This is a genomic window from Anaerolineae bacterium, from assembly GCA_013178015.1.
Taxonomy (GTDB): Bacteria; Chloroflexota; Anaerolineae; order DRVO01; family DRVO01; genus Ch71.
This window is the reverse complement of record JABLXR010000013.1, coordinates 59,308-83,458: the sequence shown is the minus strand read 5'-3', so window position 1 is coordinate 83,458 and position 24,151 is coordinate 59,308. Positions and strand designations below refer to the sequence as shown.

The following is a 24,151-nucleotide window of genomic DNA, read 5'->3' as shown; positions in this document are numbered from 1 at the left end:
GTTGTCAGCAGTGTGTAGAATGCTCGAGTCCCGTGTACTTAGAGGATGCAGGTAGATGCGCATAGCCCTGCTGTACAACCTGAAGGCCAACGTGTCCTGCCCGGCCGGCGCGCCTCAGGACGCTCTGGCCGAGTACGACACCGAAGAGACGGTTAGCGGACTGGTGAGTGCCCTCTCCGCGGGTGGCCACACAGTCATCCCCCTGGAGGCGGATTGTACCCTGCTGGACTCGATACGGGAGGTGTCCCCCGACCTGTGCTTCAACATCGCCGAGGGCCTGCGGGGCGAGTCGCGAGAGTCGCACGTTCCGGCCCTGCTGGAAATGCTGGGCATCCCTTACACGGCCTCCGGCGTCTTGGCCAATGCCCTGTCCTTGGACAAGGCCATGTGCAAGCTGGTCTGGCGGGCCCAGGGCCTGCCCACCGCGCCTTTCCAGGTCTTCCGCACCGGGGACGAGCCTGTGGATGAGGGCCTCAGCTTCCCCCTGTTCGTCAAGCCGGCACGAGAGGGGTCGGGGATGGGCATCGGCCAGGGATCGGTGGTGCACAGCGGAGGGGAGCTGCGCGAGCGCGCCAACTGGATCGTCTGCACCTATCGCCAGCCGGCTCTGGCCGAGGCGTTCCTGCCCGGGCGCGAGTTCACCGTCGGGCTTATCGGAAACGAGCGCGCGGTGTGCAGCCTGCCCCATTCCCCCCTCTACGACGAGCGCGGGTTCCATGTCTTCCCGGTGCTGGAGATTGACGTCAGTTCGGTGGCAGAGTCAGAGGGGATCTACAGCAGTTACATCAAGGGCGAGCGACCCCTCGACCCGGCCTACCTGTGTCCGGCACCCATAGACGAGGAGCTTTCGGGGCGGCTCCAGGACCTGGCCGTCCGCGCTTTTACCGCCATCGGCGCCCTGGACGTGGGACGGGTGGACTTTAGGTTGGGCGACGACTGCCGTCCCTACCTCCTTGAGATCAACACTCTTCCTGGGCTCAACCCCAAGTACAGCGACATAGTCATGGCCGCCAGGGGCGAGGGGATGGAGTATCGGGTACTGGTCAACGAGATTGTGCACCTGGCGGCAGCGCGCTACGGGCTATGGGCAGTAGACCGTTGAGAACAGCATGGGGCTGCCTGAAGCAGGTCACCTATCGCCTACCTGGGCTCGGCGGCGGCACTGAGGAATCCGCTCTGTACCGGCGACACCGCGCCCCATGCCTCTTGTCGTGTATCGCGCCCGCGTTCTGTGTAGCCCCACAACCTACTCGCCATAACCCGTCTCCTCCAGCCTAATCCGTGAGTCTCGCCTGAATTCACGCTGGCTTTACCTTGCCTTCCTGACCTGAGCTCAAGTCTTGCCTCTGACTGCCGAATAGGAGACGTACGTCCGGACTGAAGCGCGTGTGGTGCGTCTCGTGCCGGATAACCCCGCCATGCGGCGGCAGCGGTTGTCGTCTCTTCTCCCCAGGGTCAGGAGGTAAGGATGCTCTCTCGATGTGGACACGCCTCTGCGGTGACTATCGTGGCGCTGGTCCTGATGGTCGCTCTGGCTCCCGCGTTGGTTCCATCCGCGTCCGTGGGTGCCGACGTAGCGGTGACGATCAGCGTGACCTCTGAAGGAGAGTCGGTGGCGGGCGCGTTCGTCGCTCTCATCGGCAGCGGCGGCCGCTACGCTGGAGTGACGGATGAGCTGGGTCAGGTGGTGTTGTCGGGTGTCCCTGACGGTACCTATGCCGTTGTGGCCTCAGCGTCGGGCACGACGGTGGGGGAGGAGACGGTGACGCTCGTCGGCGGGGGCCAGGTCAACGTTACGGTGGAGCGTTCGGGCACCAAGTTCAGGGGGCTGGGCGCCTATGGGGCTCAGGTGAGCTCCATCGTCTCCGACGGCAAGTCCGGTGTCTTCTACCTGACCACGGAAGCCATCCCCTCGCTCTTCCGCACTGCCGACTATGGCGGTAGCTGGGCCCCGGTTACCCTGTCCAACGATGATCCCGATCAAGGGCTAGATGCCACGGTTGCCATGCGCGTGGTGACGACCAGCGGCTTCCCGGGGGAGGTGGCGGCCGTGGCCAACAACAAGGAGGGCCAGATGGGTGAGGAGATCAACATCTGGTACTCCCGCGACTTCGGCGTTACCTGGCGCAGACTGGCCGGGAGCCTCGACTCTCCCGCTCACGACCGCAGAATCCTGTGGGGTCACGCCGGTGACGTCTCGGTGATTCTCGTCTTCGACACCGGCAGCACCAACATGTGGTATGCGCGCATGCCCACCGATGCCGAGCCCGACCTGGAGCCCCAGCTGAGCAGGGTCGAGCGCTCCTTCAAGGCGGCTCCCGGAGACAGCCTGGCTATAGCCAACGGTTCCGCCGCCCCGGTTCTGGCCGTCAACTCCGGCACTGGCTCCGTCATGCTCTATGAGATCAGGGCTATACCAGATCGGACGACGGCGCCCAGTGTGGAGGTAACCGGAGCCGCTCCCGACGCCAGTCCAATCTTCGTCCGTCTGGGCGGCCCCGCCAGCGGGCCTGAGCTCGGGCCCGGTAACCTGGCGCCCAACACCATCCTGACGTATGCGTACGATCCGATGGCGCTGCCGGGAGGCGCCGCCATCATGTCCTCTTACTCCGAGGGCCGCTGGATCCAGACCGAGCAAACCATCTTCAAGCAGCAGAGCGACGACACTGATGACCCGGCCGGCGCCTTCCAAGGGGGCTCCTGCGCCGCTTTCGAGGGTGCCGTCGGGTCTGTGTCTCCCCTGGGATCCGCTGGGACTGTGGCCATGTGCTGGGTGACCCAGGAGGACACCACTCTGGTGGTCAGACCGGTGCGAGGCATCAACAACAACACCGGCATCGCCTTCGATGCCGGCTATGATGGGGGCACCAACCAGGTGCTCATCTCCGGCGACGGCAGCATCGGCGCGGTGAAGTCGGCGTCCATGGACCCCAACTTGTTGCGGCCGGTCTTCCCCGAGTGGCCCAAAATGGCCGATCCGGGCACCGCGCCTGACTCGGGCGGCATCGCCATCAGGGGGGTGGACGCCGCCGACGTGCGGGATATCGCGGTCGGGCCCACCGCCGGCGACATAGTCGCCGCTCTGGGCGGCGGGGGTCGCTTCCTGGCCTCTAGAGACGGTGGCGAGAGCTGGATGACGCTGGAGTGGCAACACCAGGATGGGAGCGCGTCCGCCCATGGCGGTTACGCCGTTGACTGGTGGGAGAGCGCCACCGCCGGCACCTACCTGATACTGGGTGGGGGCGGAGGTGCGGGCGACATGCTGGGCGTCCTCAGCGCTCCCGGGAGCCTGTCGGCCGGTGCTCTTCTGGTGGGGCTGCCCGGTTCTCAAGGTTCGGACCTGGGACTCCCTCTCCCGCTGGAGAGCCACTCGATCACCGCCATAGTCGGTATGCCTGGAACCGACGCTGCCTACGTGGGCATAACCTCCAGCACCGGCTCCGGAGAGACTGGTGGGGCTTTGCGGCGGGTGACGCTGAGCGGGGTCCAGCCGCCCGCCATCTCCGACACGGGGCTCACCGACATAGGCAACAGCGTGGTGGCGCTGGACTACTGCCCGCCGGGCTCCGACGAGCGGGTGGCCGACAAGCTGTTTGCCGCCCTGGCACCCACTCGCCCCGATGGCCACGATGGCGGCATCGCGGTGTTCTCCGACGCCTCCAGCTCGCCCGTCTTTCTGGGCATAGCGATCACGGGCGCGTTCAACGAGGTCCGGGCCCACTGCGGTTCCGGCACCGTCTATGCCGGCAGGAGCCACAGCCTCCCGCCAGGAGCAGCCCCCGACTGGATCAACCGCAATGGCCTCGTGCGCTCGCAGGACGGCGGCCAGACATTCGAGGAAGTGTCTCTGGCCATAGAAGAGCCTCTGGCGTTCCGCCTGAGGAACGTGGTAGGGATCGGCCTCAACCCCGACGATCCCAATGAGATAGTGGTGGTGGGTGCCGGCGGGGACATCATCGCCAGCGCCGATGGGGGTGAGACCTGGGTGGTGCAGAACGACACCCGGCAGGATACGGCCAGGCACTTCGGCAGCCCCCTCAACGACATCGAGTTGCCGCCTCCGCCGGAGCTGGCCGAGGGGCAGGTGGCCATGGCTGCGGAGGAGAGCGCAGAAGCGCTGTTGGGCTCTGGCTCGGGGCTATTCAGCGCCGCCGTCCGCCCCGTCGCAGACGGCGGCGGTGGGGACGGCCACTGGCTGTACGTGCCCCTGGTAACGAAGTAGATCAGGCTGAGGCACGAGGGAGAGGTACGGAGAAGGGGAGACAGGGAGACGCGGGGAGGGGGAGACGGAGGCGTCTCCGCTGGGGCACGTCTCTTCCCTCTCTCCCTCGCCTCCTCTTCGCGTCATCGCGGCGTGGTCGCCATTGGAGCTGTTCAATCACCTGTGCCTGTCGCTTGCGCAGGTCGGAGATGGGTATGACCTGTGGCATCTGCATGAGCTTCGTCTGAAGTAGCATGTGATGTCCATTCCATGGGCATCGTCTGCTACCTGCGGAACCCCCTTGGCTCGCAGTCAGCCAGTATGGTCTGGGTCCGTCTTCTTCGTCGTGCGGCCACGCCACCCCGATCTCGCTTCGATGGGACCGCTGTGTCTGTGCCCACCGTCCGGCTACAGGTAGATGACCTCCATGATGTCGTCCGAGCGGACGCGGATGGTCTGGGAGTCCACCCGCTCCACTCCCGGCCGCTGGGCGTAGGCGTCGGCGGTGTCGGTGTGGAAGAAGCGGACCTCGAGCTCGTAGGGTCCAGGCAGGGTGAAGGGGGGCAGGGGGGTCTGGCGCTGCTTCTGGATGGCGGTGGCCACTCCCTCGCGGATGCGGCGGTGGGCCTCGGCCTGAGAGAGGGAGATGGCGGACTGGCGGCTGAGGCCCTTCTTGACGGCGGCGGTGGTGATGCCGGGGATGAGCTCCTGGGCCTCCCGGCAGGCGGCCTCGTCGCCGCTCAAGAAGATGAGGGGCAGGCCCAGGGCTCCCTGGTAGAGGGCGAACTGGGCGATCTCGCCGATGGGGCGGCCGTTGAGGCGGTAGTAGTCCACCGTCTGGCTAGACTGGGTGTGGTTGAGGTTGCCGTCCACCGTGCCGGCGAGGGCGTGCTGGCCGATCATGAGGCAGACGTCGTAGCCCCGGATGACGGCGTCGCGCACGGAGCGGGGCGCGGGTGGGCGGCCGTGGAGGAGCTTGGCGGCCGGGTGCAGGTCCTCCCAGGCGATGCCCCCGGGCCCGTGGCCGTCGCTGACCAGGATGTCGGAGATGCCCTGGGCCACCAGGGCTTGCACGGCGGCGTTGACCTCGGCGGTGGCTATGCGTCTGGTCTGTTCGTAGTACCTGGCGTCGGCGTAGCTCTGGAGTTGGAAGCTCACCACGCCAGCGCAACCCTCGACGTCGGTTCCGATGAAGACTTTCATTGTTGTGTTACCCCCGAGCGAGGACTGCCACAGAGGTACAGAGACGCAGAGGCCCTTTCTGCCCTCTCACCTCCGTCTCCGATACGAACCTGGCTCCCTGGTGGCCGGCCAGATCGCTTTGTGTTTAGTGGCGTCAACCGGTCAAGCTGTGCCAGCGCCAACTACAGGTTGGCGATGAACTCATCGGCTGTCACGTCTGCCTGGCGCAGGATGCCCGCCAGCGTACCGACCTGGACCTCTTGGTGGAGAGGGACGACGCAGACTCTCTTGCGGCCGCACGTTGCTCTTCGCATGACGACGTGACTGCCCCGTTGTCTCGTCTGTTCGAAGCCGAGGCGCTCAAGCGCGTGGACCACCTGGCTGCCCGAGACCACGGGTAGCCTAGGCAACAGTGGCCTCGAAGGAGGTTATGATGGGCTTGCCCCAGGTTCGCTCGCCGATCTCGTCCTGCATTTCCTCTAGGTAGAGCTCGGTGGCCTCCTTGAGGTTGGCGACAGCCTCCTCCACGCTGTATCCCTGACTGACGGTGCCCACTTCAGGGCATTCTGCCACGTACACGTCGTTCTCTTTGTGGATGAGGGCGGTGAACACACGTACGGCCATGCGCAGACCTCCTGCCGCTCATTCTGGTGTGGAGCGCTCTGGAGCGCAAACGGAAGGGCGGAGGTCCTACCTGAGGGCGGGGCTCTGGCGGGCATGGGGGACGCCGGTCGCGGCGGTGGTGATGCGTCTGGTCTGTTCGTAGTACCTGGCGTCGGCGCAACTCTGGCACAGGAGGCCCAGCACGCTGGCTCCAAGGTTGACATCGGTTCTGAGCACATCCAACGTTGCCGGGCAGCCTTGGCGCATCAGCAGCTACGGACATGCCCGAGGCCGGCGGCCTATCGTCGGTGCGCGGGGTAGGCAGACCTAACCGACAAGGAGTCAACCAGATGCCGGAGCCACCTTACGTGGGAGGTCAGAAGCTGACTCCTACGAGGCTCACGATCCGGAGAAGGGTGGCCATTGTGGCTCGGTGACCACCTGGTAGGGAAACTCACCGGGCAGATAGCGCACCGGGACACCCGGGAACTGGTGCTCGACGTACCCGGCCAGTAACTGCATCCCGGGCAACTCCGCCGTAGCGTGGTTGATGATGAGCATAGGGACACCCAGGTCCAGCGACCACAGTCCACTGGCGGTGGTGGTGATCCCATCATCCGTGGCCAGGACGAGATCAGCGCCGAGGTCATACATGTCTGGTAGGCGGGTGATGGCGCCTGTTCCCACCACCATGCGCTCGACCGGCGCTTCTCTATCTCCCACAATGCCGACGAACTGCTGGCCGAGGACGCTCACCCGTTCAAGGACCGCTTGTGCCACTTCCACTACCGTGCGTCCGCTCGGCAGGCAGACACGATAGAAGGACTCCACCGGCCGAGACTCAGTGGGAAAGCCGAGAAACTTGGCCCAGCTGTCGACGATGCCCGCCTCAGGCATACGGTCCCAGGTATCGTGGCAACGCATGAGAGTGATCCCCAGCTGGTCCATAAGGCCATGCTTCTCAGCGTGATGGCGGTCTTCGCTGGGCGTTCCAGCGTAGCGGGGGTAGAAGGCGCCCTCGTGGCATATGACGAAGTTGAGTCCGAGGGCTGCTGCTTCGCGGATGCGGGCGTTGGTAGCCAGCCAGGTGACGGCGATGCCGCGCACTGCGGTATTGGGGTCGCCATGCATGAACTGGTCCACCGTCCTGTCCCAGTCCACCCAGTGGGCCACTTGGCGGCAGTGCTCGCGGAAGTCACCGGCCTTCATCTTCGACACTCCTCAATACATGTGTCCCCCTGGGCCAGTGCACCCAGTGGGGAGAGGTGACAAGACCGATGGCCGCAGTGGTGTTGGGCTGACAGAGGTCCGCTGGTACTCTGTGTCCTGTGCCCCTGCAGCCATCGGCAACTGCGGCTCTACGCTGGTCGCCGCCACATCTGGAAGGGCCAGCTGATGCCCTCATGCTGGGTGCGCCACTCGGCTGGCGCCACCTCGATGACGTTCACGATGTCATTCCTCACCACCACCGGAGTGATGTCTATGCTGCAGGTGCCGATGACGTACACCTGCTCGTTGTGCTGGTCCAGGATCCTTCGCCCCAGCTCGAGGCGCCTCTCATCATCTGGCTCCGCTACCAGCTGGTCGTACCACTCGATCAGCCGTTTGTACTCCTCCGGCGGCTCGATACCTCCGTGGCCTCCGGTGCGCTGCCAGTCGGCGTAGGCCGGAGCCCAGTAACACCAGCCATAGGGCACGAACCAGCCAGGGTCGAGCACCCACAGGATCTTGGCCCCACTGAATCCGGCCATGTGGGCCTGGTTGCCGTTCACTCGCTGGCTCCACAAGGAGGATTCCAGCACTGTGGCGGCGGCGCGGATGCCCACCGCCTGGAAGTAGGAAGCCACCAACTCGTAGATCTCCCCGGTGGGAGCTCCCATGCTGGGGGCGGGGAAGGTCTCTAGCACCAACTGGATGCCTGTGCCGTCGGGAAAGGTACGAAAGCCATCGCCGTCGCGGCGATCCAGGCCAATGCTGTCGAGCAGTTGGTTGGCTCGGTCAAGGTCGTACTCAATGGCAGTCAGGCCATAGCCCTCTCTCCAGTAGGGATCGCGCGGGCTGCCGAGCGGCTGCAGAGGTGTAGCCATCCCATGCCAGAAGATGTCATTCATCTCCTCGCGGTTGATCGAGTGGGACAGAGCATGTCGGAAGTCACGGGACTGGAACAGCCCCCGTAAGGCGTCGTCCTCGAAGCTCTGATTGACGTATATGTAGGGCGACTCCCCGCCGATCCACTCCAGCACATGGTAGTCGCCTACCTCCTCATTCTCCTTGAGCAGGGAGTAGTTGGGGAAGCCCAGGGCCTTGTACTGGTAGTCTATCTCCCCGGCGATGGCTTTCATGAGCACCAGCTCGTCGTTCTCGCACATCTCGCCTACCAGCCGCTCGAAATAGGGGAGCTGCTTGCCCTCGGTATCGACTTTGAAGTAGTAGGGATTGCGCACTGCGATCAGCCTGGGCTGCCCCCAGGGAGACTCGATCTTCCAGGGGTTGACCACGGGCAGATCCGGGTTGAGCATGTCGCTGTTCCGGTTGGCGAGCAGCTGGTACCAGTGCTCGAAGTTAGCCTCCTTGATCTTCTGAGCCAGCTCGTCTGCGTCAGCGTATCTGGGGTGGAATTGCTTGAGGTAGTGGGCTGGCGCAAAGAGCTTCTGCGATCCGCCTCGGTAGGCGATGAACTGCAAGAAGAGGCTGTTGGGCTTGGCGAAGGTATAGCGGACTGTGTAGTCGTCTACCTTCTCAATCTTGGCGTGCTCGCCACCGACCACCAGCCAGGCTACCGGTGCCGGGTACAGCTCGGTGTTCTGCTCGAGATCCTCGAACCAGAAGACAAAGTCATCAGCAGTGAAGGGCTCGCCGTCCGACCATTTCATCCCTTTACGCAGGTGGAAGGTGTAGACGGTGCTGTCCTCGTTGACTTCCCAGCTCTCGGCGACTGCAGGGGCGATGGCGAGCTCGCCTCCACGGTAGTCCCAGCGCACGAGATGCTCCCAGATAAAGACGGAGTAGTCAGCCTGCCCGCGGATGGCACGACGCAGGTCACCGGAGTACTCTCCCGGCTCCTCTACACACTCGATGATCTGCGGCTCAGCCGGCAGTCGCTCCTCCACCGGTGGCAGCTCGCCCGCGGCCACCTTGGCAGCCAGGCTGGGTGCCTCGGAGTACTTGGAGACGGGGGCCTCGGAGGGGGCGGGGGCCGGAGTGGCCTCGGCAGGGGTCGCAGTGGGCTCTGCCGGGGCAGTGGTAGGCTCGGCAGGGGCCGGAGTGGCGCCAGCGCAGGCGGTGGCCACCGTCAAGCCGGCGGCAAGTCCGGTAACGCGGATGAAGTCTCGACGGTTCAGTCGCTTGTGGGTCACGGGTATCCTCCTGGGATCGCCATCTAGCAAGACACCGTCGAAGGAGTGGCCCAGCCACTCCGGTTCCATTGTGGCGTTGAGGACCTGGGCGTCTTTCACCTCCTTTCCGCCCCGCACGCCGCATTCCTCCAGCAGACCGAGCACGGGCTCTGCGTACCTGGGAGACAACAGGATCATGGCTGGGTCGGTGCCGGCCTGAATGAACACGGGCTCCGGCTCCGCCTCGGCTATGAAATCGAGCAACTGAGCGATGGACTGAAGGGACATGCCCGCCCGGCGCAGCTCGGCGATGTGCACCGCCTTGCGCAGGGAGCGTTCGGGGAAGAGGTGCTGCACTGACCCCGGCGTGGCCTGCTCGGCAGCGGGGGTGGGTTCAGCCTCCAGGAGACCGATCTCCTGCCAGTGCCGGATCTGGGCATAGGACACCCTGGCGGCCTTGGCCACCTCGAGGCGGGTGTAGTAGCGCTCTGCCGCACCGCCTGCGTCCCGAGTGTCACCCACGGGTCAAGCTCCGTTGAGAAAGAAGACAGGATATCGCAACATGCCCCCCTTGGTTGCGCGTTGATATATACACCGGAACGGCGCAACTGTCAAGGGGATCCGTCAGTCGAATCGAAGAGCGAGAGCCCCGGCCACTTGGTCGGGGCTCTCGCCGGTGAGGTAGACAACGGCAGCGCGGAGGACCGGGGAGCGCCGCCCTGTGCCTCCTGCAGCTCAACCTGGGCGTCGGGCTCCACGGCGCCGGCGCTGGAAGGGCCACGGGATGGTACGGCACCCCTTGACCATTGCGTCAGCAGTCATGGTGCTGGGCCGTCCGGCCCTGTCGAGCCCTCATGCCCGCCCGACAGCTTCTCGGTTCACGGCTCCAGGCGCTCCAGCTCGCTGTGGTCGAAGTGACGGTCGTAGCTGTAGAGGGCACCCACCCCCTGGGCACGCAGGTGGGTGACCAGGAGGGCATCTTCGAAGTCGAGGTTGCTTTCCCCGTAGAGCTCGAGGGCCTCCAGGCAGACGGCCTTGTCGGGCATGCGCACTCCGCGCAGGCTCACCACGGCGGCCAGGAGGTCGCGTACTCTCCCCCGGGGAAGGTTGTAGAGGCGGGGCGAGGAAAGCACGTAGACGGCTTCGGTCAGGATGGCCTCGGGAAGGAAGAGTTCCTCCTCCCCCCGCTCGGCCCGGCGCAGCAGCTCCGGACAACGACCGGCCTTCGCCTCGTCGTCCCGAGTCAGATAGCGGATGATAATGTTGGTGTCGAGCCCTCTCATTGCTAGGCACACGGAGCGTGTCGGCGCTAGGCACACGGCATGCGTTCTTCGTCCTTGCCCCCAAACTTGGAGGCTATCCGCTCCTCGACCGCCTCATCGTGCAGCCGCTGGAAGTCCTCGGGCCGCGACCGGGGAGAGACGGCGCCGTAACCCGCCTCCAGGGATGGGGCGGCCCGACTGATGGTGACGTTGCCCTCGGCATCGGTGCGAAAGCGCACCAGGACCCCCGGCCCCAGGTTCAGCCGGTCGCGGATCTCTTTGGGCACCGTCACCTGCCCCTTGGAGGTGAGAGCGCGCAGGTACTCCTCGGTGGCCATGGTTCCACTCCCTAATGACTCTTACTAATTGCTTGAATAAGGGCATATGGGTCGGTAGGAATCGTCAAGCACCGGCGGCGCCTCACTCCCGAGCCTCTCGCGCCGGTCTCCCCCAGGGAAAAGGCGCCCGCGCTGGCGGGAGCGATGTGTGGACGGTGAGGAGCCCCACGCTTAGGTGCAGATGCACTGACCGGCCGCCTTACGCCAACGCCTCCGCCGGGTGCCAGTATTGCTTGTACTCCTCGTCGGTGACCTCGACCCTGCCCTCCTTCATCACTAGAGCCACGTTGGCCCGCTCCGTGAGGGCTTCCACCTCCTTCAGCGGGTGGCCTCGCACCAGGATGAGGTCTGCCACCTTGCCCGGCTCCAGGGTGCCCGTCCGCCCCAGGAGGTCCAGGGCGAGGGCAGAGTTCCGCGTGCCGGCCACGATGGCCTCCAGAGGCGACAGGCCGCAGTGCACCAGCTCCACCATCTCCTTCATGGCATCACCCGGCCCGCCGTCGGTGCCTACGGCGATGGTGATGCCCATCTGGTGGGCCTTGCGCACCCCCTCCCGGTGGGTGGGATGGGCCTCCTGCATGCGCTGCTTCATGTGGGGCGGCAGCTGGGGCCGGCTGTAGGACTCCTCGCTGGTGATGTAGAGAGTGGGGACGAAGAAGAGTTTGTGGGCGGCTATGCCCTCCAGAGCCTCATCGTCTATAAGCGCCCCATGGGTGATGATATCGCAGCCGGCCGCGATGGCGTGATTCAGGCCGGGCTGGGCGTGAGCATGGACGGCCACGCGCTTGTCTCGGGCGTGAGCCTCGTCCACCAGGGCCTCGAGCTCCTCCTCGGTGTAGTCCTCCCAGGAAATGCGCTCGTGTTCCCACTGGAACCCGCCGGAGGCGGCCGTCTTGATGAAGTCGGCCCCGTGCATGAGCATCTCACGCACCGCCTTGCGCACTTCCCAGGGGCCATCGGCGGAGCGGCCGCGGACGTGGCCACCGGTGGCGTTGACCATGGCCCCCACCACCAGCCGAGCCACCCCGCGCACCTGGCCCTCCTCGATGGCGCGCCGCAAGAGCACGTTCTCCGGACAGCCGCCCACGTTGGCGACGGTGGTGGTGCCCCAGGCCAGGCACTGCCGCAGCTTGCCGATGCCGCGGAAGCTCTGCACCAGGTGGCCGTGAGCGTCCAGCAGCCCCGGCATGGAGGTGACGTGCATGTGGACATCTATGATCCCGGGGAGCACGGTGAGGCCGGCCCCGTCTATCACCTCGGCCTCAGGCGGGATGACGATTTCGTCACGTAGCCCTACCCGCAGGATGCTGTTCTCCTGCACCAGGACCACTCCCGGCGACAGGGGTGGCCTACCCGTGCCGTCCACCACGCTTGCGTTCACGATGGCCTTCACGGTGTCAGTATCCTCCGCTGGGTGGCACTACAGCGTTCGGGGTTCATTCGCCATTAGCAGACTGGGCCGCCCATTCCGTTGGGCGGCCCAGCGATGAGGCTAGGTGCAGGCTAGGCGCTTCGGCGCCAGACCTGGAAGAGCCAGGTGAGTGCCTCATGCAAGCTGCGGTAGTCCGCCGGTGCTTTCTTCAGGATATTGACCAGGTCGTTCTTGGCCACCGTAGGAGTGATGTCTATAGTGACCGTGCCAACCATGTATACCTGCTCGCTGTGATGCTCCAGGATCTTCGAACCCAGCTCCAGGCGCTTGTTGCGGTCGGGTTCGGACTTGAGCTCCTCGTACCACTCTACCAGTTGCTTCAGTGCCTCGGGCGGCTCCTCGCCCGACGTCCCACCGCTGGCCACCCACTGGCCGAACGCGGGAGCCCAGTAGCAACTGTTGGCGTACGGCACGTACCAGATGGGGTCTACCTCCCAGACCACCGGGCTGCAGGAGTAGGAGGGCATCATGCATTCGTTGCCGAGGGCTCGCTGACTCCAGAGCGATCGCTCCATCTCTTTTGCCTGAGCCTCGATGCCCACATCGCGCCAGTAGGCAGCCACCTGGCTGAAGATGTCTATGGCGGGCGAGCCCATCTCGCTGGGATAGCACTCCAGGAGCAGCTGCAGCCGCTGCCCGTCCGGCCGTAAGCGCCAGCCGTCGCCGTCTCGCTGATCCAGCCCGATCTGGTCCAGCAGTTCGTTGGCCTTGTCTACGCTGTACTCGACCGCTGTCTGACCGAAGCCCTCTTTCCAGAAGTAGTCGGTCTTGCGGCTGGGCGGGTTGCCCGGCGTGCCGACACCGTTGAAGAAGAGGTCTCTCATGGACTCCCGATCGAGGGCGTACGACAGGGCGTGACGGAACTCCTTCGTCTGCAGGATCTCCCGCAGGGGAAGATCCGGGTAGCTCTGGTTGACGTATACGCAGGGATGGCCGCCGCCCACCCATTCCAGCACGGTGTAGTTGCCCTTGTCCTCGTTCTCCTTGAGAACCGAGTAGTTGGCGAAGCCCATGTGCCGGTACTGGAAGTCCACCTCGCCGGCAATGGCCTTCATGAGGACGACCTCGCCCTCTTGGGCCAGCTCGGTGACGAAGCGTTCGAAGTATGGCAGTTGCTTGCCGTTGGTGTCTACCTTCCAGTAGTAAGGATTCCGCACCGCCACCAATCGGCCGGTGTCCGCGGGTGTCTCCAGCACCCAGGCATAGAGGACGGGCAACTCCGGGTTGGTGTAGCACACGTTGCGGTTGGCGAACAGCTCATACCAGTGCTCGAATTTCGCCTCTTTGACTGCCTTCTCCAGGGCGCCGCTCTCGGCGTACTTGGGATGGAACTGGGAGAGGTAATGCTTGGGGACGATGAACTGGGACCCGGAGAAGCAGATGAACTCCAACAGGATGCCGTAAGGCCTAGCGAACTTGAAGGCCACGGTGTAGTCGTCGATCTTCTCGATGACCACCGGCTGCCCGCCCACTGTGAGCCAGGAGGGGAAGGCTGGCGTCAGCTCTTCGTTGAGGGCGATGTCCTCGTACCAGAAGAGGATGTCGTCAGCGGTGAAGGGCTCCCCGTCGGACCAGCGCACGCCCTTGCGCAGGTGGAAGGTGTAGGTGGCACCGCCGTCGCTGATATCCCAGCTGCTGGCCAGATTGGGCACGACCTCGAGCTGCCCCGAACGGTAGTCCCACCGGACGAGACTCTCCCTGACCTGAGTGTTGTAGTCAGCGATGTCGGTGATGTTAGTGTTGCAGCGCCGGAAGTCTCCGCAGTACTCGCCTGGCTCCTCCAAGCACTCTACAATCATCGGGTCGGATGGCAACCGCTCCTCCACTGGTGGCAGCTCACCGGCGGCCACCTTCGCCGCCAGGCTGGGTGCCTCGGAGTACTTGGAGACGGGAGCGGCTTCGGCCGTGGGGACGGTGGTGGCAGTGGGCTCAGCGGGGACGGGAGTGGGCTCAGCGGGGGCAGGTGTAGGCTCAGCCGGGGCCGGAGCTGCACCAGCGCAGGCGGTAGCCAGTGCCATCCCGGCAGTGAGGCCGGAGACGCGCAGGAAATCGCGACGGTTCAGGTTCCGCGGTTCCATGTCGAACCTCCTCGGCTTCCGTAGTTCCATCATCATTGACTAAGAACAGTCGTGCCGGCACTTGCGGCCTCGGAACAACGCTGACAACGCCATGTGGCTACCTGTGGCGCACTCTCACCTCCCTTCCCCGGTGCACCAGGACGCCCTAGCGTGGCATGCGCACGAGCCGGCCCCCAGGCCTGGGGGGCCGAATACCTCTAGGGTAGCCGTCCGCGCTGCTCTCTAGGGTGCGAGACGAAGATGGTACCGACCACGTGTGGCCTCGTGAAGCTGTGACGTCGGCAGAGGGCCAGAGCGGGGAAGAGGTCGCACCAGCCAGGGCGAGATGGTTCGCGGCAGGTGCCCCATGCCCTGCAGTTTGCCCTCTTCCCTGCTCTGTGTCTCCATGGCAATCCGAGCGATTAGGACCGCCGCCACCACACCTGGAAGGGCCAGGTGAGCATGTCGCGGTGCACCCGCCAGTCGGAGATGCCCCTCTCCAGCACGTTGACCAGCCCCTTCTTGGCCACCATGGGGTCAATGTTGGGTGTGCAGAGGCCGACCATGTACACCTTCTCGTTGTGCTGGTCGCCGATCCGCTGCCCCAGCTCCAGGCGCTTGGCGGGATCGGGCTCGGCCTTGAGGGCATCGTACCACTCGATCAGCTGCTTGTATTCCTGCGGGGGCTCCTCGCCTCCCTTGCCGCCAGTGCGCTGCCACTCGGCGTAGGCCTGGGCCCAGTAGCAGTTGCCGTAGGGCACGAACCAGCCCGGGTCGAGGGCCCAGAGGAAGGTGGCGGCGCAGTAGGCAGGCATATCGCTCTCGTTGCCCAGGGCCCGCTGGGTCCAGAGGGTGCGCTCCACCTCTCGCGCCTGGGCCTCGATGCCTAGCTCGCGCCAGTACTCCGCCACCTGGGTGAAGATGTCTATGGCATTGGCACCCAGCTCGAAAGTGGGGTAGTTCTCCATGTACAGCTGAAGCCGCTGCCCGTCCGGCCGCAGCCGGAACCCATCCCCGTCCCGCTGGTCCAGCCCGGCCTCGTCCAGCAGGGCGTTGGCCCGATCCAGATCGAACTCGATGGCCGTCTGGCCCCAACCTTCCTTATAGAAGGGATCGGACGGGCTGGGCACGGTGTTCTCGGGCTTGGCCAGACCGTGCCAGAAGAGGTCGTTCATCTCGTCGCGGTTGAGCGCGTGGGAGAGGGCGTGGCGGAACTCGGTGGTCTGGAAGACCTGACGCTGCCCCAGGTCCCGAGCGGTCTGGCTCACGTACACGCACGGCGACACGTTGTACTCCCAGTCCAGTATCCTGTAGTCGCCGGTCTCCTCGTTCTCCTTCAGCAGGCTATAGTCGGCGAACATGAACTGGCTGCACTGCAGATCCACCTCACCGGCAATGCCCTTCATCAGGATGACCTCAGTATTGGCGCAGGACTCGGTCACCAGGCGGTCTACGTAAGGCAGCTGCTTACCGTTGACGTCCACCTTGAAGTAGTAGGGGTTGCGGAGGGCGGGCACCGTCTTGCCCGCACCCCATTCCACCGAGGGCACCCAGGGCCAGACACTGGGCAGCTCCGGGTTGATGGTGGCGTCGTTCATGTTCTGGAAGAGCTGATACCAGGCCTCGAAGTTCTTGGCCTTGACCAGGCTGTCGAGCTCGTCGGGGTCGGCGTAGTTGATGTGGAACTGCTCCAGGTAGTGACGAGGGGCGAAGGGCGGGTTGCTCTGACCGTTGAAGCACATGGACTCGAGCAAAAGCGCATAGGGGTTGGACCAGGAGAAGGTGACGGTGTAGTCGTCCACCTTCTCGATCTTGACCTTCTCGCCCGCCACCGTCAGCCAGCCGGGGAAGGAAGGCATGAGTTCCTCATTGAGGGCGATGTCTTCATACCAGAACATGACGTCGTCAGCGGTGAAGGGGTGACCGTCGGACCACTTCATGCCCTTCCGCAGGTAGAAGGTGTAGGTGGTACCGTCCTCGCTGACGTCCCAGCCCTTGGCGATGTTGGGCGTGATCTGCAGTCTGCCGGTACGGTAGTCCCAGCGGGTGAAGCCTTCCCACAGGTACATGGTCATGTGGCCCGCCGACGCGAGGCCGGCGCGACGTATGTCGCCCCCGTACTCGCCCGGCTCCTCGATGCACTCCACGATCAAGGGTTCGGCCGGAAGGCGCTCTTCCACCGGCGGGAGATCCCCGGCGGCCACCTTGGCGGCAAGGCTGGGTGCTTCTGAGTACTTGGATACGGGGGCCTCGGTGACAGCGGGAGCCGGAGTGGCCTCGGCAGGGGCCGCAGTGGGTTCTACCGGGGCGGCGGTAGGCTCGGCAGGGGCCGGCGTGGCGCCGGCGCAGGCGGTGGCCAGGGCGAGCCCGGCGGTGAGGCCGGATGCGCGCAGGAAGTCGCGGCGGGAAATGGCGGACGATGGCATGGCAATCCTCCTAAGGCAGATGCCACACATCACCACTCTCGCGATCCGAGGGTGGGTCGCGGTTATCGGCAGGCTAGAACCAAGGCTTGTCGCTTCACCTCCCTTCCGACGTCCCCTGTGAAGCGTCTTATCCCGCCCGGGCCGGGACGGGCCAGCGGCTTCGGCTGCGCGGGTGACGCGCCTGATCGGCTAGATGGGATTCGGGGAGTCTTATGCGGTGATTGTGGTCCCGGAGGCCCACAACGTCAAGAGGGCTCGCCTGCCTCTACCCAGACCGGACTGGACCAGGCCATTTCTCCATCGGCACGGGTAAGACGGACGTAGTAGTAGCGAGGCAAGCTGCCGGCGGGCAACTGGGCCGACCAGGAGACCTCACTAGCATCCAGGGGTTGGCCCAGGACGTCGTCGCCGTTGCTCACCACCTCCAAGTGAGAGAAGGGAAGCGAACTGGCCGCTTCCATCTCGATCGGTATCTCCCGAGAGCGCTCCCAGGTGATCTCCGAGCCCATCGGTGCCCCGCCGACCCTCACGCGCAGGAAGATCCGCTCGTTGGTGGTGGCGTAGACGCGCCGGTCCCACAGCGCCCGAAAGATGTGTTCTCGGGTGAGGCCGAGGGCCCACACTCCCATGAGCCCCTGGCGCCACAGCCATTGGTAGGGCTCCACGTCCTCCTGCAGGGTGTGGTACTCGTCCCCCGGTCGGCCGTCGTGGATGTCCCCGCCGCCGATGAAGCCGAAACGGTAGCCTCGAGCCAGGGCGTCGAGGACGTGCTGGCCCTTCTTCTCGCCCCCGGTCATGCGTACGGGGCGCGGGTTCCCTTGGTCTGCCGGCCGTTCGCTGTTGCCCCAGATGGAGTAGATCTCCACCAGCCTCTCCGTCAGGGGGTCATGACCTTTGGACCAGTCCACCCCCATGGTGGCGTTGGCCGAGTGGTGGGGGATGACCAAGGCGCCGTGCTCTCGGGCTGCCCGGTACACGTTCTCCAGCCGTCCGTAGAAAGGATCGTTGCAGCGGAGGATGGGGCCGCCATCGCCTGGGTAGTAGACGTTGCGGTGGCCGAACTCCCGGCTGGTCCACTCCTGGCCCACCAGGGTCACGAAGCGGCCGGGCTGGTAGAAGTCGTTGGTGACGGCCACGAAGTAGTCCCACTGCCGGTCAGTGAGGCTTTCGCTGTGGTCGGCCAGGGCGAAGATGTCAAGGAAGCTCTCGTCTCGGGCGAAGGAGTAGAGCTCCTCCGGGCAGCGCAGGCCGTCGCTGAAGAAGGTCTGACTATGCAGGTCACCCCAGTAGAGTCGCTCTTGGGGCGGATCGGCGCTCACCACGATGGGGTTACTCAGGCCCTGGACGCCACTTTCCTCGTCGGTGACTGCAATGTAGTGGATGCCTGGGCTCCGGAAGCGGATCTGGGGCACAGTGACGATGGGCCGCTGGTCTCCGGCAAAGGCTCCCCAGACCCCTTCGTCTCGTCTCAGGCGTGTGGGCCCCACGTAGTCGTCACCTCCGTCGAGGAGAAGAGACCCTCTCCAGTCGGGCGGTGTGTTGTCCATGTAGCGGATGCCCCGCGGCGAGTGATTGTACCTGCCCTGAGGTCGCGAGTTCCCTCCGGAGCCGCTGAAACAGCTAGCGTCGGCGCAATACGGCTCGGTCAGGAGCTTGATCCTCAAGAAGAATGGCTCATCCACACGAGTTGTGGATGCGGCCACCACTAGCAGGCCAGTAGGTGGTTGGCTCATTCGATCTCCTTGGCAGGCGATTGTGAGTGACCGCCAGAGCCGGCCATGGCGAATGCTTGGGGAACAGGAGCAACCCCCCGCGAGCGGCGGCACGACGGGAACGCACAGGATATTGTCCGTCTGCGTTCCCGTCGTGTTCTGCGAGAGGCCCTAGGCGGACCGCCGCCACAGCTGGAAGGCCCGGGCCGTATGGTCGCGTAGCACGCGCCAGTCGGCGATGCCCGTGAGTGGGTAGTTCACGATGTCGTTCTTGAGCACCCCCGGCCATATGCTGCCATGGCAGGTACCGATCATGTAGACCTGTTCGTTGTGTCGTCGCAGAATGTTTCGGCCCAGCTCGGCTCGCCTCGCCCCATCCGGCTCGGCCTTGAGCTGGTCATACCAGTGAATCAACTCCTTGAGATCCTCGGGAGGCTCCAGTCCACCCGTGCCTCCGCTCGCAGTCCAGGCGCCATATCCGGGGGCCCAGTAACAGGTGCTGCCGTACGGCACATACCAAATGGGGTCGATAACCCAAAGCAGCTCCGCCACTGCGTAGCAGGGCATCTCTGCCTCGTTGCTAGTGGCGCGCTGAGTCCAGAGAGTGCGCTCTATGTCCCTGGCTATGGTCTCTATGCCCACTTCCTGCCAGTAGTTCGCCACCTGTTGGTAGACATCGGCCCTCAGCACGCCAGCGGGATCAGCGCCAAAGAACTCAAGGAGCAGCTGCAACCGGTTCCCCTCCGAGTTCAGCCGGAAGCCCTCTCCATCCCGTTTGTCCAACCCGACCGCATCCAGCATGGCATTCGCTCGTTCGGGATCGTACTCCAGCGCTGTCTGGCCAAACCCCTCCTCCCAGTACGGCTCCAGGCTGCTGCCGCAGGGCTGCTTGATCAACGCCATTCCATTCCAGAACAGATCATTCAGCTCGTCGCGGTTGATCGCGTAGGAGAGGGCATGCCGGAACTCTCGCTGGCGGAACAGGGCGGACTTCACCGGGTCCTGGAAGCTCTGATTCACATAGACGCTCTCGGGGTATCCGCCCTCCCACTGTACGACAGTGTATCCGCCGTCCTCCTCATGCTCCTTTAGCAGCGATAGGTTGGCGAAGCCGAGGCCCTCAAGGCTGACGTCTATCTCGCCCGCGATGGCCTTCATCAGGATGATCTCGTTGTTCTCTACCGCCTCCACGATATACCGCTCGAAGTAGGGCAACTGCTTCCCGTTTGTGTCCACCTTCCAGTAGTAGGGATTGCGGTTGCACACGATCCGAGCTCCAAGTCCCCATTGTCCGGTCGGTACCCAGGGCCAGAGGTTGGGTAGTTCGGGGTTCGCTGTCCAGTCATTCCGGTTGGCGAACAGCTGGTACCAGGTCTCGAACTGGGCCTCCTTCACCTTAGCCTCGAGCTCCGTTGGATCCGCGTAGCTTGGATGGAACTGCTTCAGGTAGTGGGCGGGGGCAAAGATGGGGGACGTCGTGCCGTTGAAGCACATCATCTCCAGGAGCAGCGCGTGAGGGCTGGGCCAGCTGAGCCGGATGGTGTAGTCGTCGACCCGCTCTATAGTGACCGGCTCGCCTGCGACTGTCAGCCAGCTAGGGAAGGAAGGCGTAAGCTCTTCATTGAGTGCCACATCCTGATACCAGAACATGACATCATCGGCGGTGAAGGGCTCTCCGTCAGACCACCTCATTCCAGGCCGCAGATGGAAAGTGTACGCGGTGGCGTCTTCGTTCACTTCCCACGAGGAGGCGACGTTGGGGGCTATGGCCAGGCCGCCTCCGCTTGTGTCCCAGCGAATGAGACCCTCCCACAGAAAGGTGCTCATCAACACTGGGGCGTTGGCGGTAAGAGAGCGGTTTAGGTCGCTGCAGTACTCACCTGGCTCCTGCAGGCACTCTACTACTAGGGGTTCGGCCGGGAGGCGCTCTTCCACGGGAGGAAGCTCACCGGCAGCCACCTTGGCAGCCAGCTCGGGGGCCTCCGAGTACTTGGATGCCGGAGCGGCCTCGGCCGGCGGGGCTGTAGCGGCAGGAGGGGCTGTAGGTTCTGCCGGGGCAGCGGTCGGCTCCGCTGGGGCCGGCGTGGCGCCGGCGCAGGCCGCCGTCACAGCGACGCTAGCCGTCAGGGCGGACACACTCAGGAACCGTCTGCGGGTCATTCGACTTGCACGCATCTCGATCCTCCTCAAGAGACTTCCTTCGCAGAACTGGCTCTCTTCTGTCCACGCGGCGCACGGGCTGGGCCCGAGATACCCGACTGAGCTTCCCATCACCTCCTCTTCCGACGGCACGACGGCGGGGCCGCACAGGGTCAGTACGGCCTCACGCAGGGCGGACGGCACCAGAATGGCTGAAATGCGCCCGCGAGACCGGACTAGGATGGGCTCGGGGGACGCCTGCCAGGAGAACTCCAGCAAGGCACGGATGGCTTGCAGCGACATGCCGGCACGTCGCAGCTGAGCGATGGCCACGGCCCGATCCTTCTGATCGGGCGAGAAGACACGCACCGTCGCCCCAGGGATAGGCACCGATGTCGCACCGCGGACGTCCCCACCCTCTAGGAGCCCACAGGCTTCCCAGTGCCGTATCTGCCCATAGGACACGCCGGCCTGCTCGGCCAGCTCGTCCCGAGTGAAGACCTTCTGCTTGGGCTGTCCTTCCAGTGGCTGCATGACGCTCCCTTGGCTGTAATAAAAGCGGGTAGTATTGCAGGCAGGGTTCGCTCGCTCCTGCCTGCAAAGAGTAAGCCAGATGTGCATGCGGGTCAAGGGGGAATAGTGCCGTTGCCTTGGGGAAAGCGGGGGCTAAAGCCCGAAAGCCAGCTGGCCGATATCTGGTCAGCACGGGGGGCAGCCTCTCCGCTGGGATGGCGGTGCGACTCAGAGTCACCGCCACTGGCGCATGTGGCTGCCTCAGCGGGCCACCTTCTGGACTTGGCGGGCTCGACGCAGAATGCACGTGCAGTTCACCGCCTTCGCAGTGCCTCTGGCCGTCGCGGCGGCCATGTGCTTCGCCCTGGGGGCCTACGGCTGGCGCAGGGCCTCCTACCCCGGGGCGAACTCGTATGCCCTCTCCATGGTGCTCGCGGGGTGGTGGTCTCTCGGGTACGCCCTGGAGTTGGCCAGCGCTGACGCCGCTCAGGCGGAGCTGTTCGCCCGCTTGCAGTACCTGGGCATAGTGGTGTTGCCGGTGAGTTGGCTCGCCTTCTCCGTGCAGTACACGGGCGGCACCATCTCCCGCAGGGAGATCGCCGGCCTCCTGGTAGTGCCGGCTCTGACGCTGGCGATGCTGGCCACCAACGATTACCACGGGCTCATATGGGATCGCTACCGCATGGTAGAGGTGCACGGCCTCCGGATGCTCGAGATCAGCCGTGGTGGCTGGTTCTGGTTCCACACTGCTTACTCGTACGCGCTCCTCTTGCTCGCCACCGTGATCTTGGTGCGTCTGCTCGGGCGCAGCCCCAGGCCCTACCGCGGGCAGGCCCTGGTTCTTCTGGTGGCTCTGCTGGCTCCCTTCCTGGCCAGTATCGCCTACCTGGCTGGGCTGCGTCCCCTCGGCCGGCTGGACCTGACGGGGTTCATGTTCGTCGTGACCGGCCTGGCCATGCTCTGGGGAATGGGGCGGTTTCACCTGCTGGACATAGTGCCCATCGCCAGCGCCGCGGTCATCGAGAGCATGGCAGACGGAATGCTGGTCCTGGACCGCCGGCGGCGCCTGATCTGGGCGAACCCCAGTGCGGAGCGACTGCTGGGGGCGCCCGCCGCCACCCTCCTCGGCCGTCCTATCGGGGACGTTGCGGCCGCCTACGCCAACTTACTGGACCGCCTCAAAGAGGGGAAGGAAGGGAGCACCGAGGTGTGGCTCGATCACCAGGGGCGGCGGGCGTGTTACGACCTGCGCCTGTCCGAGCTCCTCGACGACCACCGGCGGGAGCCTCGTGGCCTGGTGGTGACTCTGCGGGACGTCACCGCAGCCCGTAGGGCTCAAGAGGCTCTGGCCAGAAGTGAAGCACGCTATCGCAGCATCTTCGATACCGCTCCCAGCCTGATCCTGTCGGTACGCGGCGACGGCACCATCGCCAGCGTCAACCGGCGCACCGAGCCCATCCTGGGCTACCGACCGGAGGAGATCGTCTCGCGGCGCCTGGAGGAACTGGTTCATCCGGACGACTGGCCCAGACTGCGCCGGCGGCTGATGGACACGCTCGATGCGGCGCGACCGGGCGGTGAGGAGTACCGCATGCTGCGCAAGGACGGCAGAGCGGTGCCCGTGCACGCACACTGGGCCTTCCTGCCCGACGAGGACGGCCCCGGCGCTGCGGTGCACCTGATCGAGGACCTGACCGAGCGCCGCCGGCTGGAAGCCCAGTACCGCCAGGCTCAGAAGATGGAAGCGGTGGGACAGCTGGCTGGGGGCATTGCCCACGACTTCAACAACCTGCTCACCGTCATCAGCGGCCATAGCGACTTCCTGCGGGAGGAACTGGCAGGCAAGCCGGCACTGCTGCAGGACGTAGAGGGGATACGGCAGGCGGGCGAGCGGGCTGCCCTGCTCACTCGGCAATTGCTGGCGTTCAGTCGGCGGCAGGTGCTGGAAGTGAAGGTGATGAGCCTGAACGAGGTGATCGCCGGGATGGCCTCCATGCTGGCACGGACCCTGGGCGAGCAGATCGCCCTCGAGGTGAGGCTGGCCGATGACCTGTGGCACGTGCGCGCCGACCGGGCCCAGATCGAGCAGGTTGTCCTCAACCTGGCTCTCAATGCGAGGGACGCCATGCCCGAGGGAGGTACGCTCACCCTGGAGACGGCGAACGTCGAGCTGGATGCCGGCTTCGTGCAGGAGCACCTCGGCTCCAAACCGGGGCCCCACGTGCGGCTGTCGGTGGAGGACACCGGCGTGGGCATGCCGCCTGAGGTGATGGCCCATCTGTTCGAGCCCTTCTTCAGCACCAAGGGGCCGGACAGGGGGACGGGCATGGGCCTGGCTAGCGTCTACGGGATAATCAAGCAGCTAGGTGGGAACATATACGTGGAGAGCCAGCCCGGCCAAGGGACCAGCTTCCGCATCTACCTGGCTCGAGCTGAGGAGCCGGCGTCAGTCGCTTCTACCAGATCTGAGCGGCCGCCCGTGCCTCGCGGCACCGAGACCATCTTGGTAGTGGAGGATGAGAAGGCCGTGCGCGCCTTGGCTTCCTCGGCCCTGCGCAGGCTGGGCTACACTGTCCTGGAAGCAGCCGGAGCCGAGGAGGCGATGGCGCACTGGCGCCACAGCGCCCACCGGCCCGATCTGGTGCTCACCGACGTGGTCATGCCGGGGATGAACGGGCCGGAGCTGGTCCAGGCTCTGCGAGCCACGAGGAGCGGGCACGGCCGGCCCGCAGACGTGCCCGTGCTCTACATGACCGGCTACTGCCAGGGCGAAGGCGGCTCCCAATCTCTCGACGGCCACGTGATGCAGAAACCCTTTGACATCGGCGACCTCAGTCGAACGGTACGGCGCATCCTGGACGGCGGGCACTAGTTCCCCCGAACGTGGCGCGGCGGGAGACGGACGCCAGCGGAGGCGGAAGGAAGAGGCGCAACCAGCCTGCTGGCAAGCG

General features: G+C 65.1%; 15 protein-coding genes. 3 read left to right on the top strand and 12 right to left on the bottom strand.

Annotated features, from left to right (window positions below):
- Positions 1–55: 55 nt before the first annotated feature.
- Both HPY83_06675 and HPY83_06670 read left to right on the top strand, forming a co-directional pair.
- Positions 56–1,102, top strand: a complete 1,047-nt coding sequence (locus HPY83_06675) for a hypothetical protein (GenBank protein NPV07632.1) — start codon at positions 56–58, stop codon at positions 1,100–1,102.
- A 366-nt stretch (positions 1,103–1,468) separates the two neighbouring features.
- Positions 1,469–4,222, top strand: coding sequence for a hypothetical protein (locus HPY83_06670; GenBank protein NPV07631.1), 2,754 nt, complete (start codon positions 1,469–1,471; stop codon positions 4,220–4,222).
- A gap of 387 nt (positions 4,223–4,609) precedes the next feature.
- Here the strand turns inward: HPY83_06670 and HPY83_06665 are convergent, their stop codons facing one another.
- The 12 genes from HPY83_06665 to HPY83_06610 all read right to left on the bottom strand — a co-directional run bounded on the left by HPY83_06665 (position 4,610) and on the right by HPY83_06610 (position 21,221).
- Positions 4,610–5,404 carry a M55 family metallopeptidase gene (locus HPY83_06665; protein NPV07630.1) on the bottom strand — a complete coding sequence of 265 codons (795 nt, stop codon included), beginning with the start codon at positions 5,402–5,404 and terminating at the stop codon, positions 4,610–4,612.
- A gap of 161 nt (positions 5,405–5,565) precedes the next feature.
- Positions 5,566–5,793, bottom strand: coding sequence for an addiction module toxin, HicA family (locus tag HPY83_06660; GenBank protein ID NPV07629.1), 228 nt, complete (start codon positions 5,791–5,793; stop codon positions 5,566–5,568).
- Positions 5,786–6,007, bottom strand: coding sequence for a type II toxin-antitoxin system HicB family antitoxin (locus tag HPY83_06655; protein ID NPV07628.1), 222 nt, complete (start codon positions 6,005–6,007; stop codon positions 5,786–5,788). The genes HPY83_06660 and HPY83_06655 overlap by 8 nt, the downstream gene beginning before the upstream one ends.
- 378 nt (positions 6,008–6,385) lie before the next feature.
- Complete coding sequence (locus tag HPY83_06650; protein NPV07627.1) at positions 6,386–7,195, bottom strand: hypothetical protein; 810 nt, start codon at positions 7,193–7,195, stop codon at positions 6,386–6,388.
- 149 nt (positions 7,196–7,344) lie between these two features.
- Positions 7,345–9,843, bottom strand: a complete 2,499-nt coding sequence (locus tag HPY83_06645; protein ID NPV07626.1) for a MerR family transcriptional regulator — start codon at positions 9,841–9,843, stop codon at positions 7,345–7,347.
- A gap of 356 nt (positions 9,844–10,199) precedes the next feature.
- A complete protein-coding gene (locus HPY83_06640) occupies positions 10,200–10,604 on the bottom strand; it encodes a PIN domain-containing protein (protein NPV07625.1) in 405 nt (134 codons plus the stop codon).
- A 26-nt stretch (positions 10,605–10,630) separates the two neighbouring features.
- Positions 10,631–10,921 carry an AbrB family transcriptional regulator gene (locus tag HPY83_06635; GenBank protein NPV07624.1) on the bottom strand — a complete coding sequence of 97 codons (291 nt, stop codon included), beginning with the start codon at positions 10,919–10,921 and terminating at the stop codon, positions 10,631–10,633.
- A gap of 199 nt (positions 10,922–11,120) precedes the next feature.
- Positions 11,121–12,314, bottom strand: a complete 1,194-nt coding sequence (locus HPY83_06630) for an amidohydrolase family protein (protein NPV07623.1) — start codon at positions 12,312–12,314, stop codon at positions 11,121–11,123.
- 110 nt (positions 12,315–12,424) lie between these two features.
- Positions 12,425–14,431 carry an ABC transporter substrate-binding protein gene (locus HPY83_06625; GenBank protein ID NPV07622.1) on the bottom strand — a complete coding sequence of 669 codons (2,007 nt, stop codon included), beginning with the start codon at positions 14,429–14,431 and terminating at the stop codon, positions 12,425–12,427.
- A 401-nt stretch (positions 14,432–14,832) separates the two neighbouring features.
- Positions 14,833–16,836, bottom strand: coding sequence for an ABC transporter substrate-binding protein (locus tag HPY83_06620; GenBank protein ID NPV07621.1), 2,004 nt, complete (start codon positions 16,834–16,836; stop codon positions 14,833–14,835).
- Positions 16,837–17,081: 245 nt separating this feature from the next.
- Positions 17,082–18,569, bottom strand: a complete 1,488-nt coding sequence (locus HPY83_06615; protein NPV07620.1) for a CehA/McbA family metallohydrolase — start codon at positions 18,567–18,569, stop codon at positions 17,082–17,084.
- 150 nt (positions 18,570–18,719) lie between these two features.
- Entirely contained in the window at positions 18,720–21,221 is a 2,502-nt protein-coding gene (locus tag HPY83_06610) for a MerR family transcriptional regulator (GenBank protein NPV07619.1), read from the bottom strand.
- A gap of 286 nt (positions 21,222–21,507) precedes the next feature.
- Between HPY83_06610 and HPY83_06605 the strand changes: the two genes are divergently transcribed.
- Positions 21,508–24,072, top strand: coding sequence for a PAS domain S-box protein (locus tag HPY83_06605; protein ID NPV07618.1), 2,565 nt, complete (start codon positions 21,508–21,510; stop codon positions 24,070–24,072).
- The last annotated feature ends 79 nt before the right edge of the window (positions 24,073–24,151 follow it).